Source organism: Paraplanobispora siamensis, assembly GCF_016863175.1.
In the GTDB taxonomy this organism is placed as follows: domain Bacteria; phylum Actinomycetota; class Actinomycetes; order Streptosporangiales; family Streptosporangiaceae; genus Planobispora; species Planobispora siamensis.
In genome coordinates this window covers 329,955-345,394 of record NZ_BOOJ01000012.1, presented here as the reverse complement: position 1 = coordinate 345,394, position 15,440 = coordinate 329,955, and the positions used below count along the sequence as shown (strand labels likewise).

Genomic DNA, 15,440 nt, shown 5'->3' with positions numbered 1-15,440 from the left:
GACGGGCGGCGTGCGCGGGGAAAAACGAAGAGAACGCCATTCGGCCAATCCGGTCCCGCCCGCCTCAGCCCTCTGCTGTTCCACCCGCCGCGATCCCTCCCGGTCCGCCTCGGCGCTCCGCGACGATCTGGGCGTAGACGGACAGCGCGATCTCGCCGGGTGTACGGGCGCCCAGGTCGAGCCCGGCGGGGGCGTGCACCCGCCCGCCTCCCTCCACCTCCGCGAGCACGGCCGCGGCGCGGCGCCGACCGGCGATCAGGCCGACGTACGGCACGCCCGCGCGCAGGGCCGCCGCCAGCACCGGGATCTCCCCACCCCGTGCGAGGCCACCACCACGGCCGCGGTGTCCGGCGCAGGCGGGCCGTCGGCCGGTTCGACCTGGTAGCCGAGGGCGGCGCCGACCCGCCGCAACGGCAGCTCCAGCGGCGCGGGGCGCACGCGCGGGTAGAGCATGTCCTGCGCCACCGTCACCTCGGCCCGCTCGAAGATCGCGTCGGTCTGCGCGCGGTCGCCCGCCTCCCAGTCGAAGATGTGGTTGCCGGTCCGGCCCTCCAGGTCGTCGCGGATCACCGGGGCGTCCTCATCCAGGGCCCGGCGCGCGTCGACGACCGGCTCCAGCGGCTCGTACTCGACGTCGATCAGCTCCACCGCGTCGCGCGCCGTGTAGGGGTCGTCGGCCACCACGAACGCGACCTCCTGTCCCTGGAAGCGCACCTTGTCGGTGGCCAGTACGGCCTGCACGGCGTCGAGCTCGCCGTCGCGCTCCAGCCCCTCGACGGTGGTGACCTCGTGCCCGTCGCACATCACGGCGAGCGTCGGCCTGCGGGTCGCAGTTCGCGGCGGCGATGCGGCCCGCCTCGGCGAACGCCTCCTCGTCGGGGCCCGGCCGGTCAGGTACTCCTCGGCCTCGGGCGCGGCGAAGTGCTCGGCGCCGACGGCGGTCAACCCTATCCCGGCCTCGGCGGCCACCCCGCCGTCGAGCCGGGGCAGCGCCCCGGCCGCGGCGACCGGCCAGTCGCCCACCCGGCGCTCGACCTTCTCGTAGGCGCTCCCCGCGCCGGGGCGCAGCGGCACCCGCAGCCGGGTGAGCAGCTCGCCGGGCTCCACCGCCGTCTCGTACGGCCCGCGGTGGAACTCCCGGATCGGCACCTCGCGCTCGCCGCCGGGTCCCTGGATCACGGCCGTGGCCCGGACCGCGGCGAAGGCCGCCGACAGGTCCTCCGAGGGGTCGGCCTGGCAGAGCGAGCCGCCGACCGTGCCCCGGTTGCGGGCCACGGGGTCGGCGATCACCCGCTCCGCGTCACGAAATATCGGGAAAAATCGCCCCACTGTGGGGTCGGCGGGAAGCTGCGCGTGCCGTACCAGCGCACCGACGACCAGCTCGTTCCCCTCGACCCCGAGGAAGGACAGCTCGGCCAGGTCGTTGATGTCGATCAGAACCTCGGGACGGGCCAGCCGGAGCTTCATCATCGGGAGCAGGCTGTGCCCTCCGGCGATCACCCGGGACTCCGGGCCGTGCCTGTGCGCCTCGTCCCCTCCCGGAAGGCGGTTCCTCACCGCCGCAGCAGGCGGGGTGGGGTGTGGATGTCGAAGTGGATGCGCTCCTGGGCCAGGATCGAGTGCGGCTTCGAGGAGGGGGTGGTCAGGCCGAGCTCCTCGAAGAGGCGGAACCCGGCCGAGGTGGCGGCCAGGTGGCGCGGCCGCATCGGCGGGTGCCAGATGCTGTAGGTGCCCACGCGGCCGTCGCGGCGGCGGTACCAGCCGACGGTCGGGTGGGTGAGCAGGGCCATCCAGTGGCTCTCGCCGGTGAACCCGTCCAGGCTCACGGGCGGCGCGCCGAGCTCGGCGGCCTCGCAGTGCGCCCCGTCGCCGGACAGCCGCCAGCGGGCGGGCGCGGCGTCCCACTCCGCGGAGATGCGGATGCGGGCGCGGCGCCACGGCATGCCCCACACCCGCCGCGGCACGGCGACCAGCGGGTGGTCCAGGCTCGTGCCGAAGAACCACACGCCCTCCCGGCCGCCCGCCGTGACGTAGGCCCGGTAGTTGATCTGGCCGCAGTTGATCGCCGCCGGCGGGCAGAAGCGGAAGTGGAAGTCACGGTCCCGGAAGGCGACCGCAGAGACCATGGCCGCCGTCTCCCCGTCGGAGAAAGCGAACTCCACCGGGGCGACCCCCTCGGGCAGCAACCGGGCGAGCGCGCCGGTCGGCACCCGGTAGCTGACGATCGCGAAGTCGTCGAGGTCGGTCTCGGCGTGGTACCAGCGCAAAGGCGGCCTCGGGGTCCCGCTGAAGCTCATGGCAGCGAGGATACGGGCGCCGGACGGATGCCGGACCAGTGCTCCGTTCCTGGCAGGATGGTCGCCCGTGGCTGGGGAGAAATCATGGCAAATCGGGCTGGCGGCCGTACTCGTGGCCCTGTCGTCGGCCGGGTGCGCGACCGGCGCGGAGCGCGGTTCCGGGGCGGCCGTCGAGAGGTCGCCGCAGACCGCCGAGGGCTCCGGGCGTCCGTCCGCCTCGCCGTCCGGGCCCGCGGGACCGCCCGGCGCGCTGCCGGAACCGGGTGAGGTGGGGCGGATCCCCCGGTCCGCCGACGGGCTGCCGCCGGTGATCAGCTCCATCCCGACCGAGCGGAAGGTCGTCTTCCTCACCATCGACGACGGGTGGGAGCAGGATCCCGGCCTCGTCAGACAGGTCCGCGACGGGCGGATCCCCATCGCCGCCTTCGTCACCCGCGACGCCGTCGAGGCGCGGGGCGCGGCCGACCCGACCGCGCAGGGCGGCAGATATCTGGGCGCCGGGAAGTGGGACTACGTCCGGAGCCTGCGCGAGGCGGGCGCGACGGTGGAGAACCACACCCTGACCCATCCCGACCTGCACACCCTCGGCTACGAGGGACAGCGGGCCGAGATCTGCGGCGCCTCCAAGCTGATCCGCGGGCAGACCGGGACCGCGCCGTGGCTGCTGCGCCCGCCGTTCGGCAACCACAACACGCTGACCCGGCGGGCGGCCAAGGCCTGCGGCGTCAAAGCCCTGCTGCTGTGGACCGCGACCGTGCAGCCCGGCGGGAAGATCGCCTACCAGGTGCCGGACAAGAAGCTCCGCCCCGGCGACGTGCTGCTGCTGCACTTCCGGCCGAACCTGTCGCGGGACTTCCGCATCCTCGTCAACAAGATCAAGCGCCGGGGCTTCGAGATCGGCAACCTCGACGCCTATCTCAAGGCGGCCGGCGTCACCCGCTGACGGCCTCATCCGCTGGCGCCGTCCTCCGCAGAAGAGCCGCCCGCAGTAGAGCCGCCCGTGAAAACAGAGCCGCGGCCCGTTCCCCCCTCCCTGGGAACGGACCGCGGCCGGAATCTATGTGATTACTCGCTCTCGGCGGTGTAGAGGTACTCCCAGTCACCGCAACGAGTCGGGTACTTGCTGTGCAGGCCGATCTGGCAGACCTTCGCCCGCACGCCGTCGACGTCGTGGCTGGAGAAGTGGAACTTCTTGTAGCCGCCGGCGCCGCAGTACTTGTAGTACTCGCTCTCGGCCCAGTAGTTGTGGTGGTCGTCGAAGCGGTGCGCCTGGATCTTCACGTAGGCGCACTTGCCGCCCTGCCCGTAGGTGCGGTGGTCGAGGTCGTACAGCTTGCCGCGGACGTGCACCTCGTTGGACTCCTGGTGGTGGTCCCACTCGACGCCGATCCAGCCCTTGGCCTTGGCCTTGTAGTTGTGTGAGTAGACGGGGCCCCAGTAGTCGTCGTAGTCGTAGCCGGACGAGCTGGCCGTGGCGGACGCCGTGGTGGGCGTGGCCGCCTGGGCGGAGGCCGGCATCGCGAGCGCGAAGGTCGCGGCGGTGGCGGTGGCGGCCAGCAGGCCCATGGTCAGTCGCTTCATTGTCGTTCTCTCCCTAGCGCCCCTCGGACCGGCTCCCTGCCGGATCCCCCCTGGGCGTGACTCATTGATAACCGAGCGTGCTTGCAGCCCTCTTGCCGGTCCTTTATCCGCGCTTTATAGGTGCTTACAGCGCTCCGTAACCGCGCTTGCAAGCCGCGTGATCATGTCCGCCGTCCGGCCTACCCCCGAATCACCCGAGCGGCGGACGCGCCGCCCGCACCGCCTGCACCAGCATGAGGTCATGCGCTTCCGGGAGCCTGGCGGACCCGGAAGCGCCCTCCCGGCAGGTGGAGCCGCCAGCTCTTTCGCCGGGACGGCCGGGGCGCGCCCCCGGCGAGGGAAGAAGGACCGGTGCCGCGAGCCGGAGGGACGATCTGGCCCGCCAGAGAAGTGCGGTCTCGAAACGGGCCGTGTGACAAAGATCGCATCAGCTCGCGGCACCGCTCCCGCCTATTGCTCTACAGGCCGTAGTACTACTAGAAGTAGAACTACGGCTTGTAGAGCTTCAGACCCGCGGGGGGAAGCATGGAGGCGCTTGACCTGGCACGGTGGCAGTTCGGGGTGACCACCGTGTACCACTTTCTGTTCGTACCGCTGACGATCGGCCTAGGCGTCTTCGTGGCCGGACTGCAGACCGCCTGGCACCGTACGGGCAAGGAGCAGTACCTGAGGCTGACGAAGTTCTTCGGGAAGATCTTCCTGATCAACTTCGCGATGGGCGTGGTCACCGGCATCGTGCAGGAGTTCCAGTTCGGGATGAACTGGAGCGAGTACTCGGTCTTCGTCGGCGACGTCTTCGGCGCCCCGCTGGCCCTGGAGGCGCTGCTCGCGTTCTTCCTTGAGTCGACCTTCCTCGGTCTGTGGATCTTCGGCTGGGACAAGCTGCCCAAGCGCGTGCACCTGGCCACGATCTGGGCCGCGGTGATCGGCTCCAACCTGTCGGCCTACTTCATCCTGGCGGCCAACGCCTGGATGAAGCACCCGGTCGGGTACGAGGTGGTGGACGGCAAGGCCCGGATGACGGACCTGTGGGCCGTACTGACCAACTCCACCGCGCTGGCCCAGGTGCCGCACGTGGTGGCGGGATCGTTCGTGATCGCGGGCGGGTTCGTGCTGGCGGTCTGCGGCTACCAGGTTCTGAAGGAGCGCCGGAGCGCCGATCCCGACCGGACCGTCCCGATGCGGCGGGGCGCCGGCCTCGCCGTGAGCATGTGGCGCACGCCGATGCGGGCCGCCCTGGTCATGACGGCGATCGCGGGCATGGTCGTCGCCGGCAGCGGCGACCTGTCGGGCAAGCTCCTGCACGAGCAGCAGCCCATGAAGCTGGCCGCCGCCGAGGGCCTTGAGCGCGACACGGCCGGCGCCGCCTTCTCCCCGGTCCCGGGGGTCGAGGTGCCGATGCTGCTGAGCTTCCTGGCCACCAACGACCCGAACGCGGTCGTCCGCGGCATGGAGGACCTCCAGGAGGAGTACACCCAGCGGTTCGGCCCCGGGGACTACCGGCCCAACCTGCCGGTGGTCTACCTGTCCTTCCGCGTGATGATCGTTTTCGGCATGACCACGGTGGGCCTGTCGGTCCTCGGCCTGTGGCTCACCCGGCGCCGCCGCGCCACCGGCCCCTCCGACGGGCAGCCCGCCCCGCGCGGGCGGACACTGCGCCGCCGCGCCGCAGGAGCGCCGCGCGAGGTCCCGGCCTGGTTCGCCCGGCTCTGCCTGCTGGCCCTCCCGCTGCCGTTCATCGCGATGATCGCGGGCTGGCTGCTCAGCGAGATCGGCCGCCAGCCGTGGACCGTCCAGGGCGAGCTGCTCACCGCGGCGAGCGTCTCCCCCGGTGTCAGCCTGACCGAGGTGGCCGTCTCACTGGCGGTCTTCACCCTCCTGTACGGCCTGCTCGCGGTGGCCGAGGCCGTACTGATCGTCCGCCACGTCAAGGCGGGCCCCGAGCCCGCCCCCTCCGTCCCGCCCGCCTCCCCCACCGGGACCGGCGGCACCGGCGACGGCGACAGGACGGCCGTCATGCTCCAGCCGACCCTGATGTACTGAGGCGGTAACGATGGAACTCACCACCTTCTGGTTCGCGGTCATCGCGTTCCTGTGGACCGGCTTCTTCGTACTGGAGGGCTTCGACTTCGGCGTCGGCATGCTCGCGCCCGTGCTCTCCCGCGACGAGGCCGAGCGCAGGCAGGTCCTGGGCACGATCGGCCCGGTCTGGGACGGCAACGAGGTCTGGCTGATCACCGCGGTGGGCGCGATGTTCGCCGCGTTCCCCGCCTGGTACGCCGGGCTGCTCAGCGAGTTCTACCTGCCGATCGTGCTGGTCCTGGCCGGGTTGATCATGCGCGGCGTCGGCCTGGAGTGGCGGGGCAAGGTCCAGCACGCCTCCGACCGGGCCTGGTGCGACCTGGGCATCCTCGCCGGCAGCGCCCTGCCGGCCTTCCTGTGGGGGGCGGTCTTCGCCGACCTGCTCCGCGCCAGCGCGCCGGCCGCACTGGCCGGCGGGGCGTTCTCGCTGTCGGTGTGCCTGCTGCACGGCGCGGTCTTCGTCGCGCTCAAGACCTCCGGCCCGGTGCGCGCCCGCGCCCGCCGTACCGCCATGGTCGTCTCCGTGGTGGCACTGCCCGCCGGGGTGGTGGCGCTGTCCGGCATCCCCTCGGCCGGTACGGCCGTCGCCGGGTGGGGCGCCTCCCCCTGGCTGTGGGGCTGCGCCCTGGCCGCAATGGCCTTCCTGGCCGCCGCCGTGGCCCTGACCTGGCGCGGCCGAGAGGGCTGGGCGTTCACCGCCACCGCCTCCTCCATCGCGCTGACCGGCGCCGCCCTGTTCGGCGCCCTGTGGCCCGCGCCGCTGCCCGGCCTCACCGTCGCCGAGGCCGCCTCGGGACCGTACACGCTGGGCATGCTCACCTGGATCGGCCTGATCGCGCTGCCGTTCGTGCTGGGCTACCAGGCCTGGTCCTACTGGGTGTTCCGCAAGCGGCTGGTCGCCGAGGTCTCCTGAGCGCCTCCGCCGGCTTTTTCTGCGAGGCGATATCGCCCGTCTCCACTGATATCGCCTCGTCAGCCGTCACTCATGGGGCGTTGCCCTTGTCGGCGTGACCTGCCGTGTCTAGCGTGTCGGGTGGTGTTTTCTCCGAGCAGGGGGTCCGGGAGGGAACGGAGGCCGCCATGACCGAGCCGATGGTGCCCAACCCGCGCCATCTGCGGCTGCGGGAACTCCTGGCGGAGGCCGAGCAGCGGGCCGTCGAGGTCCGTACGGCCTACCGGCGCGTCGTCCAGGCGATGCAGTCGGGGAAGGTGTGGACCGGCCCCGCGGCCACCGCGTGGACGGAGCAGGTGGACGACCGGCACCGCCGGCTGGCCCGCCTGGCGCAACAGGTGGTGGACGCCGTCGAGGACGAACTGCGCCGCCACCCTCCCCTGGTGACCCGGGCCCAGGCCGACGCGGCGCGGCGGGAGCTGGCCGGGCGTCTGTGAGCACGCGACCGTCGAAGGAGGTTCTCCCCGTGGCGCCGACCGACGAGTTCTGCGGCATCGACCCCGGTGAGATGAGCCGGATGGCCGCGGACCTGCGGGACGCCTCCGCCGGGCTGACCGCCTTCTGCGCCAAGTTCGAACGCAGGCTCGGCGCGAACGGGGTCGGCACCGCTGCGCTGCGGGAGATCTCCGAGATCGCCGAGTGGGGCCGCGGCCAGGTCTCCGCGCTCCACGACCGGGCCGACCTGATCCAGGCCCTGAACGGCGGGGACGACCGGGCGTTCGTCAGCCTCCCCGGCGATCTGGAGTCCTTCGAGACGGCCCGGGGCCTGGCCCGGATGTACGGCCACGACATCTTCGTGAACTTCAGCGGCGAACTGCAGGCGGGACTCATCCACGAGCACGCCGACGAGGTCGCCCGGCTGGCCGGCGATCCCCAGGCCGCCGCGGCCTTCTTCGCCCTCCTGCCCCCGCATATCCGCGACTCCCTGGCCACCCGGATCGCCCGGACCGGCAGCGGGACCGCCAAGGCCGACCTGGCGGCCTTCGGCAAGGCCCTCGGCGCCGCTCTGAGCGCTCCCCCTCTCGTTCCCGCCTTCACCAAGGTCAGGAACGACCTGCTGAAACCCGCCGACAAGGCCACCGCGTGGAACCGGCTCGCCCTGCTGCAGGGCGTGAGCCTGCCTGCGGCCGTCCGCGGCGCGGCGGCCCGCTCCCTGGCGCTGGACGGGTTCACCAAGGCGCCCCGGCAGGACTGGCGGGGCGCGGGACCCGTCGAGACACGGGCCTACGACCTCTCCCCCGACCTGGTGGCGCTGGGCCTGGGCCTGCTCGCCGGGGACGGGGCGGCCGCGCGGGACGCGTTCGCGAAGATGGGCGGGGCCGACGTCAAGCTCGGCCGGGCCGACAAAATGAAGCAGATCCTGGACTACGCCCTGACGATCGAGACCGGGGACGACGTCGCCGCCGCCTTCGGCCGGGCCGTGCAGGCCGGCACCGGCGCCACGACCGAACGCCCGGGCCACCACAGCCCGGCCGCCGCGGCGTTCGCGCTGGACACGATCCTGGCGGCGGGCTCCCTCGGCGAGAAACTGCCGGAGGCGGCCCGGGGCTCCATGAGCACGATCGCGAAGTCGTACGTCCACGAACTCGCCTCGGGCGGCCGTTTCGACAAGGCGGTCTACCGCACCTCCGGCATGTCCGTCCCCGACAACTGGATCGCCGTCCCCGGCGTGACCCCCGCCTTCTACCTCAGCCCAAGGGACACGTTCGGCTTCCTGCGGACCTTCGCCGGAGACAAACGCCTGACCGACGACTTCGACACGGCCATGGCCCGCTTCCGCCATGACACCCTGACCACGGCAGCCCGCCTCGACGCCCAGAAAGACGATGGTCGCTTCGAACGGGCCGCGCGGATGTTCGGTGATGTTGGAGCTCTTGAATTCAAGGCCGCGGTGGAGATCCGCGGAGAGAAAGACGCTACGGACGACCTGATCCGCGGCGTCGTCCAGGAGACCGCAGCCCTCGGGATCGACGGAATCCCCGTCGCCGACCCGGTCATCTCAGCAGGGTGGGAACTCGCCAAGGCCTACGGGGCCGGAGCCCTCTTCGACAAGTGGAACGACAGCCTCAAGACCCGCGTCGAGGAACTGACCGGAGAACGGTCAGACTTCGCTCTACGTCAGAAGTATGATTTAGCTCGACTTCTTTACGAGGCCGGCTACCCGACGAGTGAGCCACCGGCGGAAATCACCACCGGAAGTCCTCCAAAGATCGACACCTACGAAGAAATCACGAACACATCCAAGCGCGAAGCCAGCATAAACGGAAGGAAATGGGAAGATATACTTAGAGAAAAACTGATCCCGTACGAGCAGTGGACAGACGAGAACGATAGACTCGACATCAAAGCCGAAAACGCTTCACGGTTCCACACCAACGAACAGGCCAAGGAATTAATGAAGATCTGGGGCAGATCGGCAACCTAGCCACGAGATAGACATGGGGTTTCCGAACGCAGTCTCCAGGTTGGAGAATCCGGCAGCACATCCACCGTGACAGTTATTCCAAGATCTTTCTTTTCCCCCCTTATTAGCCGCCCATCCTCCTTATCCGTCTGACTGAAGTCATACTCCAGCTTATAACCGAACAATTGAGCCAGAGTGTTCTCCATTAACGTCTGGGCGAGATCGAGATGGCCATCCACATCAGGGGCCTTGCGCTCGTAATCAGCCGTCGCCCTCAAAATCCGCCTGAACTTACCATTCCCACAGGGGATATCCTTGTCGGGGCGTTCAAGAATATTCAGTTTACTCAACGGGTTCTTGAAAACGTCGTCGGTTTCCAGGCGTTGGGTGTCCTTCTGCAGCTCCGCCGCCGCGTCCTCCAGTGACGGTCCCGAAGAACAGCCCGTCATCACCGCCAGCGCCGAGACGACGGCCAGCATCCGGGCGACGCGCATGCCGTACCTCCGGATCGGTGTGAACACCGGGACCCACCAATCTTGACCCACCACCGCCTCCCCGTCAGGACTTTCCCGTACGGGCTCCCGCCCGCGCCGAGGAACAGCGGAACTTCCTGCTGTTCCTCGGCGCGCATGCGACATACATGGCGGGCAGCGGCCTCGGCTGGGTGGCGCTGCCGCTGCTGGCCACGACCGCGATCGAGCTGGTCACCCAGCCGTTCCTCCTGCTGGTCGCGTTCACCCCGGGCGGCTGGCCCGGCCTCCTCTACGCGATCCCCACGTTCGTCCAGGGCGCCGGTTTCGCGATCGCGGGTATCGCGCAGATCGGCTATCTCCAGTGGAGGATCCCGTACGACCTGCGCGGCCGCGTGCTCGCCGTCCAGATTCTCCTGTTCACCCTCGCCGCCTTCCCCGCCCCCCTCGCCGGGGCGATGCTCGGGCAGGTCCTGTCCCCGGAGTTCACCGTCCTCGTCTGCGCGGCGGGCCTGACCCTGACCGGAATCGTCGCGTGGCGGGCGCTGCCGTCCACGGTGAGCGACGCACCCCCGGCGGAGGTCACCGGCCGCTAGGCGCCGTGCCCCGGGCCGGGGCTGCGGATAGGGGTTGCGGGGGGCGTACGATCATCGTCACGATACCCGGATGACCTCCGTCAGCCTGTTCAGGCACCGGAACTTCATGCTCCTGTTCGGCGCCGACACAATCAGCCAGATCGGTACACAGGTCAGCCTGCTCGCCCTGCCCCTCGTGGCCGTGGTGGCGCTGAAGGCGAGCCCGTTCGAGACGGGGCTCCTGGTGGCGGCGGAGACCGCGGCCTTCCTGCTGGTGGGGCTGCCCGCGGGGGTGTGGGTGGACCGGATGGCGCGGCGCCGGATCCTCGTCGTCGCCGATCTGGTCCGGGGCGTGCTGTTGGCGTCGGTGCCGGTCTCCTGGTGGCTGGGGGCCCTGAGCATGCCCCAGCTGTACGGCGTGGCGCTCGGAACGGGTCTGGCCACGGTCTTCTTCGACATCGCCTACCAGAGCTACCTGCCGAGCCTGGTCAGCCGTGACCGGCTGGTGGACGGCAACGCCAAGCTGGAGATCGTGCGCACGACGGCGGGGGTGGCCGGGCCGGCCGTGGGCGGCGGGCTGGTGCAGTTGCTCACCGCACCGGTCGCGGTGCTGGTGGACGCGGTCAGCTTCCTCGGCTCGGCGCTGTTCCTGTGGCGGATCGACGCCACCGAGCAGGTGCCGGACCGCTCCGGGCGCCGCGGGCTGCTCAAGGAGATCGGGGAGGGCCTGCGGTTCGTGGCCACGCACCGGATCCTGCGGATGGTCGCAGCCTCCACCGCCACCGGCAACTTCGCCAACGGCGTCTTCGCGGCCATGGAGATGATCTTCCTTGTCCGGGAGCTCCGCCTCGCCCCCGGCCTCGTCGGCCTGCTGTTCTCGGCGGCCGCCGTCGGCGGCCTGGTCGGCGCGGTCATCGTGGGCCGGGCCGCCCGCCTGGTCGGCTCGGCGCGGCTCATCTGGCTGTCCATCCTGGTGACCCAGCCGTTCATGTTCCTGGTGCCGCTCACCGAGCCCGGATGGCGGCTGGGGCTCTTCGTCATCGGGAGTTTCATGCACTCCATCGGCGTGGTGCTCTACAACGTCAGCCAGGTCAGCTTCCGCCAGGCCGTCACCCCCGAGCGCATGCTCGGGCGGATGAACGCCACCATGCGCTTCGTGGTGTGGGGCACCCTTCCCCTCGGCGGCCTCACCGGAGGACTCCTGGGCGAGGCGTTCGGCGCCCGCACCACGCTGTGGATCAGCGCGGCGCTCGTATCGCTGTCGGCGGTGCCGCTGCTGCTCTCCCCCCTGCGTGACATGCGCGACCTCCCCGACCCCGAGGCGGCCGACGCCTGACCCGCGGACGCCGCCCCACCACGGACTCCGGCGGATCGGCGGGATGCGGTCACCCCTTGCCTCCGACCCCTCGCCGGTTGTTATCGTTGCAGGTCGGGAAGCCTGCTACCGGGGGGAGCAATGGCGGATCAGAGGGCCGCGCCGGAGAAGGGCACCGGACACGCCACGCGGCAGATGGCGCTGGTGTTCGCCATGGGAGTGGCCCTGACCCTGGGGGGACTGCTGATAGCGCCGCCCGGTGACCGGGGGGCGGTCATAGTGATCGCGGCCATCCTCCTGGCCCTGGCCGCGGGGACGTGGCTGTTCCCCTGGGAGCGGTTCGATCCCCGGCTACCCCTGGTGCTGTGCCTGCCGGTGCTGGGAATCCTGGCCTACTGCACGCTGGCCTTCGAGGGGAGCTCGGTCGGTACGGCGCCGTTCTTCATGCTGCTGTCCGTCTGGGTGGGCCTGCACTTCCCGACGGCGGCCGTCCTGGCCCTGGGGCCGCTCACGGTGCTCGCCTACGTGGTCCCGCTGGCCGTCGACGGCCGGGGGACTGCGGTGGTGGTCGGCGCGATCCTGTTCGTCCCCACGGCGATGGCGGTGGGCACGCTGATCTCCCGGCAGGTCAACCGTCAGCACCGCGCCCGCGAGACCATCCAGCGCATGGAACGGTGGCGCGCGGCGCTGACGGCCACGCTGGCCCACGACGTACGTTCCCCGCTGACCTCGGTCCAGTTCGCGCTGGAGACCCTGGACGAGGACGGCGACGTCCTGCCCCCGGAGCAGCGGCACGCCATCATCGCCTCGGCGCTGCGCCAGACCAGCCGGATCCGCCGGCTGGCCACCAGCCTGCTGGACGCCGAGCGCATCGACAGCCGGGGCCTCCAGCTGGACCTGCGGCCCATCCGGCTGCGCGCCGCGGTCGAGGACGCCGTCAGCTACCTGACCGCCCCGGTGGGGGTGGCGGTCGACCCCGACCTGATGGTGCGGGCCGACCCGCAGCGGCTGGAGCAGATCCTGGTCAACCTCACCGCCAACGCCATCCGCCACGGCGCCCCGCCCATCATCGTCAGCACCGAACCCGCAGCCGCCGACGGCATGGTGGCCGTCCACGTGCGCGACCACGGTCCCGGCGTGCCCGAGGAGAAGCGCGCGGCCCTGTTCTCCCGGTTCAGCAGCGCCGACACCAGCCCCGAGTCGGTCGGGCTGGGACTGTGGATCACCCGGGAGCTGGTCCGCGCGCACGGCGGCGACGTGCACCACAGCCCCGCCGACCCCGGCACCCGCTTCACCTTCACCATCCCCGCCGCCTGATCCCGCGAGCCGTCCCCCCTCGCTTCATCCCGCGAGCCGTTCCTCCCTCGCTTCGTCCCGCGGGCCGCTCTCACCGCCTGATACCGCGGCGCCGTTTTCCGCTCACCCGCAGACAACGGAATCTCCTTCGGTTAGCCTGGGTTCAAAAATCGAACACAGGGAGCCCGAATGGACTGGAAACCCACCGCCTGTGTGCTCTGCGCCTGCAACTGCGGGATCGAGATCCGCCTCGACGGGCGGAGGTTCGACCGGATCCGGGGCGACAAGCGGCATCCCTCGTCCCAGGGATACACCTGCGAGAAGCCGCTCCGGCTCGACCACTACCAGAACGGCGCCGACCGGCTGACCCGCCCGCTGCGCCGCCGTCCGGACGGCACCTTCGAGCCCGTCTCCTGGGAGACCGCGATCACCGAGGTCGCCGGGCGGTTCGCGGCCGTGCGCGACGCCCACGGCGGGGAGTCGATCTTCTACTACGGCGGCGGCGGGCAGGGCAACCACCTGGGCGGCTCCTACTCCGGCTCCTTCATGCGCGCCCTCGGCGCCCGCTACCGCTCCAACGCCCTGGCACAGGAGAAGACCGGCCAGTTCTGGGTCGGGGACCGGATGCTCGGCAACGTGGCCGTCGGCGACGTCGAGCACTGCGAGGTGGCGCTGTTCGTCGGCAAGAATCCCTGGCAGTCGCACGGCATCCCGCGGGCCCGTCCCGCGCTGCGCGAGATCGCCCGCGACCCGGACCGCTGCCTGATCGTGGTCGACCCCCGGCGCACCGAGACCGCGGAGCTCGCCGACATCCACCTGCGGGTACGGCCCGGCACCGACGCCTGGCTGCTGACCGCCCTGGCGGCCGTCCTCGTCCAGGAGGACCTGGTCGCCACCGAGTGGCTGGCCCGGCACGCCGTGGGGCTCGACGAGGTCGCGACGGTCCTTTCGAAGGTCCCGGTGGCGGAGTACGCGGCCGGCTGCGGCGTCCCGGAGCAGCTGGTCCGCGGCGCCGCCCGGCGGATCGCCGCCGCCGACAGCGTCGCCGTCCACGAGGACCTGGGTGTGCAGATGTCCCCGCACTCCACCCTGAACAGCTACCTCGACAACCTGATCTACCTGCTCACCGGGAACTTCGGGCGCACGGGGACGAACAACCCGCCCATCCCGTTCGCTCCGATGATCTCCTTCTCCCACTGGGGTCCCCGGCGCGACCGCGTCAGCCCGGTGGCCGGGGCCCGCATCATCTCCGGCCTGGTCCCGTGCAACGTGATCGCCGAGGAGATCCTCACCGACCATCCCGCCCGCTACCGGGCGATGTTCGTGGAGACGGCCAACCCGGTGCACTCGCTGGCCGACTCGGCGCGGATGCGCGAGGCGCTGGAGGCCCTGGACCTGCTGGTGGTCGTCGACGTCGCCATGACCGAGACCGCCCGGATGGCGGACTACGTGCTCCCCGCGCCCACCCAGTTCGAGAAGTGGGAGGCGACGTTCTTCAACTTCGAGACCCCGGCGAACTACTTCCACCTGCGCGCCCCGGTGCTGGACCCGCCGCCCGGTTCGGACCTGCTGCCCGAACCCGAGATCCACGCCCGGCTCTGCGAGGCGATCGGCGCGGTCCCCGACCTCGCCCCGCTGCGCGAGGCGCTGTCCCGGGGCCGGGCCGCGTTCGCCGAGGCGTTCCTGGCCGCGGTGGCCGCCGACCCCGCGCTCGCCCTGATCGCCCCGGTCGCGCTGTACCGGGTGCTCGGTCCCACCCTGCCCGACGGCGCCGCCGCGGCGGCGTCCCTGTGGGCGCTGGCGCACAAGGTCGCGTTCGCCCATCCGCAGGCCGTACGGCGGGCCGGGATCGCGGGCGAGGGCCTGGAGCTGGGCGACAACCTGTTCGACGCCGTCCTGAACGGCCGGTCGGGCGTGGTGTTCGCGGTCGACGAGCCGGGTGACGCGATCGCCCGCGTCGGCACGCCGGACGGGAAGATCCATCTGGAGATCCCCGAGCTGCTCGAGGAGATCTCCCGGCTCGGCGAGGTCCCGCGCTCCGACCCCGCGTTCCCGTTCGTGCTCTCCGCCGGGGAACGGCGCGCGTTCACGGCCAACACCATCGTGCGCGACCCCGCCTGGCGCCGCCGCGACGGCACGGGCGTGCTGCGCGTCAACCCGGACGACGCCGCCGATCTCGGTCTGGCCGACGGCGGGGCCGCCCGGCTGACCACCCGCCGGGGCAGCGCCGAGGTCACCGTGGAGCTGACCGACAGCCTGCAGCGCGGTCACGTCTCGCTGCCCAACGGGCTCGGCCTGGACTACGGGGGCACGGTGACCGGTGTCGCCCCCAACGAGCTGACCTCCGTCGAGGACCGCGACCCCTATGCCGGCACGCCGTGGCACAAGCACGTCCCCGCCCGCGTGGAGGCGCTGCGCTGACCTCCACTGCGCCGACCTCCGCCGGACCGACCTGCTCCGGGCCGCCC

The 15,440-nt window shown here is 71.3% G+C and carries 14 protein-coding genes; 9 read left to right on the top strand and 5 right to left on the bottom strand.

What is annotated here, in order from left to right; all coding sequences use genetic code 11:
• Positions 1 to 64: 64 nt before the first annotated feature.
• Genes Psi01_RS07120 through Psi01_RS07110 form a run of 3 tightly spaced genes read right to left on the bottom strand, consistent with a single transcriptional unit; the run spans position 65 to position 2,297 of the window.
• Positions 65 to 301, bottom strand: coding sequence for an XdhC family protein (locus Psi01_RS07120; RefSeq protein ID WP_204063122.1), 237 nt, complete (start codon positions 299 to 301; stop codon positions 65 to 67).
• Entirely contained in the window at positions 256 to 1,557 is a 1,302-nt protein-coding gene (locus Psi01_RS07115; protein WP_204063121.1) for an FAD binding domain-containing protein, read from the bottom strand. The genes Psi01_RS07120 and Psi01_RS07115 overlap by 46 nt, the downstream gene beginning before the upstream one ends.
• On the bottom strand, positions 1,554 to 2,297 hold the full coding sequence (locus Psi01_RS07110) for a DUF2071 domain-containing protein (protein ID WP_204063120.1): 744 nt from the start codon (positions 2,295 to 2,297) through the stop codon (positions 1,554 to 1,556). Before Psi01_RS07110 ends, Psi01_RS07115 begins: the two co-directional genes overlap by 4 nt.
• A gap of 67 nt (positions 2,298 to 2,364) precedes the next feature.
• Between Psi01_RS07110 and Psi01_RS07105 the strand changes: the two genes are divergently transcribed.
• The gene (locus tag Psi01_RS07105; RefSeq protein WP_239127229.1) at positions 2,365 to 3,240 is read left to right on the top strand and encodes a polysaccharide deacetylase family protein; all 876 of its coding nucleotides are present in this window, start codon (positions 2,365 to 2,367) and stop codon (positions 3,238 to 3,240) included.
• A 122-nt stretch (positions 3,241 to 3,362) separates the two neighbouring features.
• Here the strand turns inward: Psi01_RS07105 and Psi01_RS07100 are convergent, their stop codons facing one another.
• Entirely contained in the window at positions 3,363 to 3,878 is a 516-nt protein-coding gene (locus tag Psi01_RS07100) for a hypothetical protein (protein WP_204063118.1), read from the bottom strand.
• A 525-nt stretch (positions 3,879 to 4,403) separates the two neighbouring features.
• Here Psi01_RS07100 and Psi01_RS07095 point away from each other — a divergent pair.
• From Psi01_RS07095 to Psi01_RS07080, 4 genes are all read left to right on the top strand, one after another.
• Positions 4,404 to 5,921, top strand: a complete 1,518-nt coding sequence (locus Psi01_RS07095) for a cytochrome ubiquinol oxidase subunit I (RefSeq protein ID WP_204063117.1) — start codon at positions 4,404 to 4,406, stop codon at positions 5,919 to 5,921.
• A gap of 10 nt (positions 5,922 to 5,931) precedes the next feature.
• A complete protein-coding gene (gene cydB, locus Psi01_RS07090; protein ID WP_204063116.1) occupies positions 5,932 to 6,873 on the top strand; it encodes a cytochrome d ubiquinol oxidase subunit II in 942 nt (313 codons plus the stop codon).
• Positions 6,874 to 7,040: 167 nt separating this feature from the next.
• Positions 7,041 to 7,349 (top strand): hypothetical protein, encoded by a 309-nt coding sequence (locus Psi01_RS07085; protein WP_204063115.1) that lies wholly within the window; start codon positions 7,041 to 7,043, stop codon positions 7,347 to 7,349.
• 29 nt (positions 7,350 to 7,378) lie between these two features.
• Entirely contained in the window at positions 7,379 to 9,337 is a 1,959-nt protein-coding gene (locus Psi01_RS07080) for a hypothetical protein (protein WP_204063114.1), read from the top strand.
• On the opposite strand, the gene Psi01_RS07075 is transcribed toward Psi01_RS07080, so the two are convergent.
• Positions 9,334 to 9,810, bottom strand: a complete 477-nt coding sequence (locus tag Psi01_RS07075) for a hypothetical protein (RefSeq protein WP_204063113.1) — start codon at positions 9,808 to 9,810, stop codon at positions 9,334 to 9,336. The two genes, Psi01_RS07080 and Psi01_RS07075, sit on opposite strands and share 4 nt — an antisense overlap.
• Before the next feature lie 146 nt (positions 9,811 to 9,956).
• On the opposite strand from Psi01_RS07075, the gene Psi01_RS07070 reads away from it, so the two are divergent.
• From Psi01_RS07070 to Psi01_RS07055, 4 genes are all read left to right on the top strand, one after another.
• The gene (locus Psi01_RS07070) at positions 9,957 to 10,382 is read left to right on the top strand and encodes an MFS transporter (RefSeq protein ID WP_204063112.1); all 426 of its coding nucleotides are present in this window, start codon (positions 9,957 to 9,959) and stop codon (positions 10,380 to 10,382) included.
• 70 nt (positions 10,383 to 10,452) lie between these two features.
• Entirely contained in the window at positions 10,453 to 11,697 is a 1,245-nt protein-coding gene (locus Psi01_RS07065) for an MFS transporter (RefSeq protein WP_204063111.1), read from the top strand.
• Between the two features lie 120 nt (positions 11,698 to 11,817).
• Positions 11,818 to 12,993 (top strand): sensor histidine kinase, encoded by a 1,176-nt coding sequence (locus Psi01_RS07060; protein WP_204063110.1) that lies wholly within the window; start codon positions 11,818 to 11,820, stop codon positions 12,991 to 12,993.
• A gap of 168 nt (positions 12,994 to 13,161) precedes the next feature.
• The gene (locus Psi01_RS07055; protein WP_204063109.1) at positions 13,162 to 15,393 is read left to right on the top strand and encodes a molybdopterin-dependent oxidoreductase; all 2,232 of its coding nucleotides are present in this window, start codon (positions 13,162 to 13,164) and stop codon (positions 15,391 to 15,393) included.
• Positions 15,394 to 15,440: the final 47 nt, after the last annotated feature.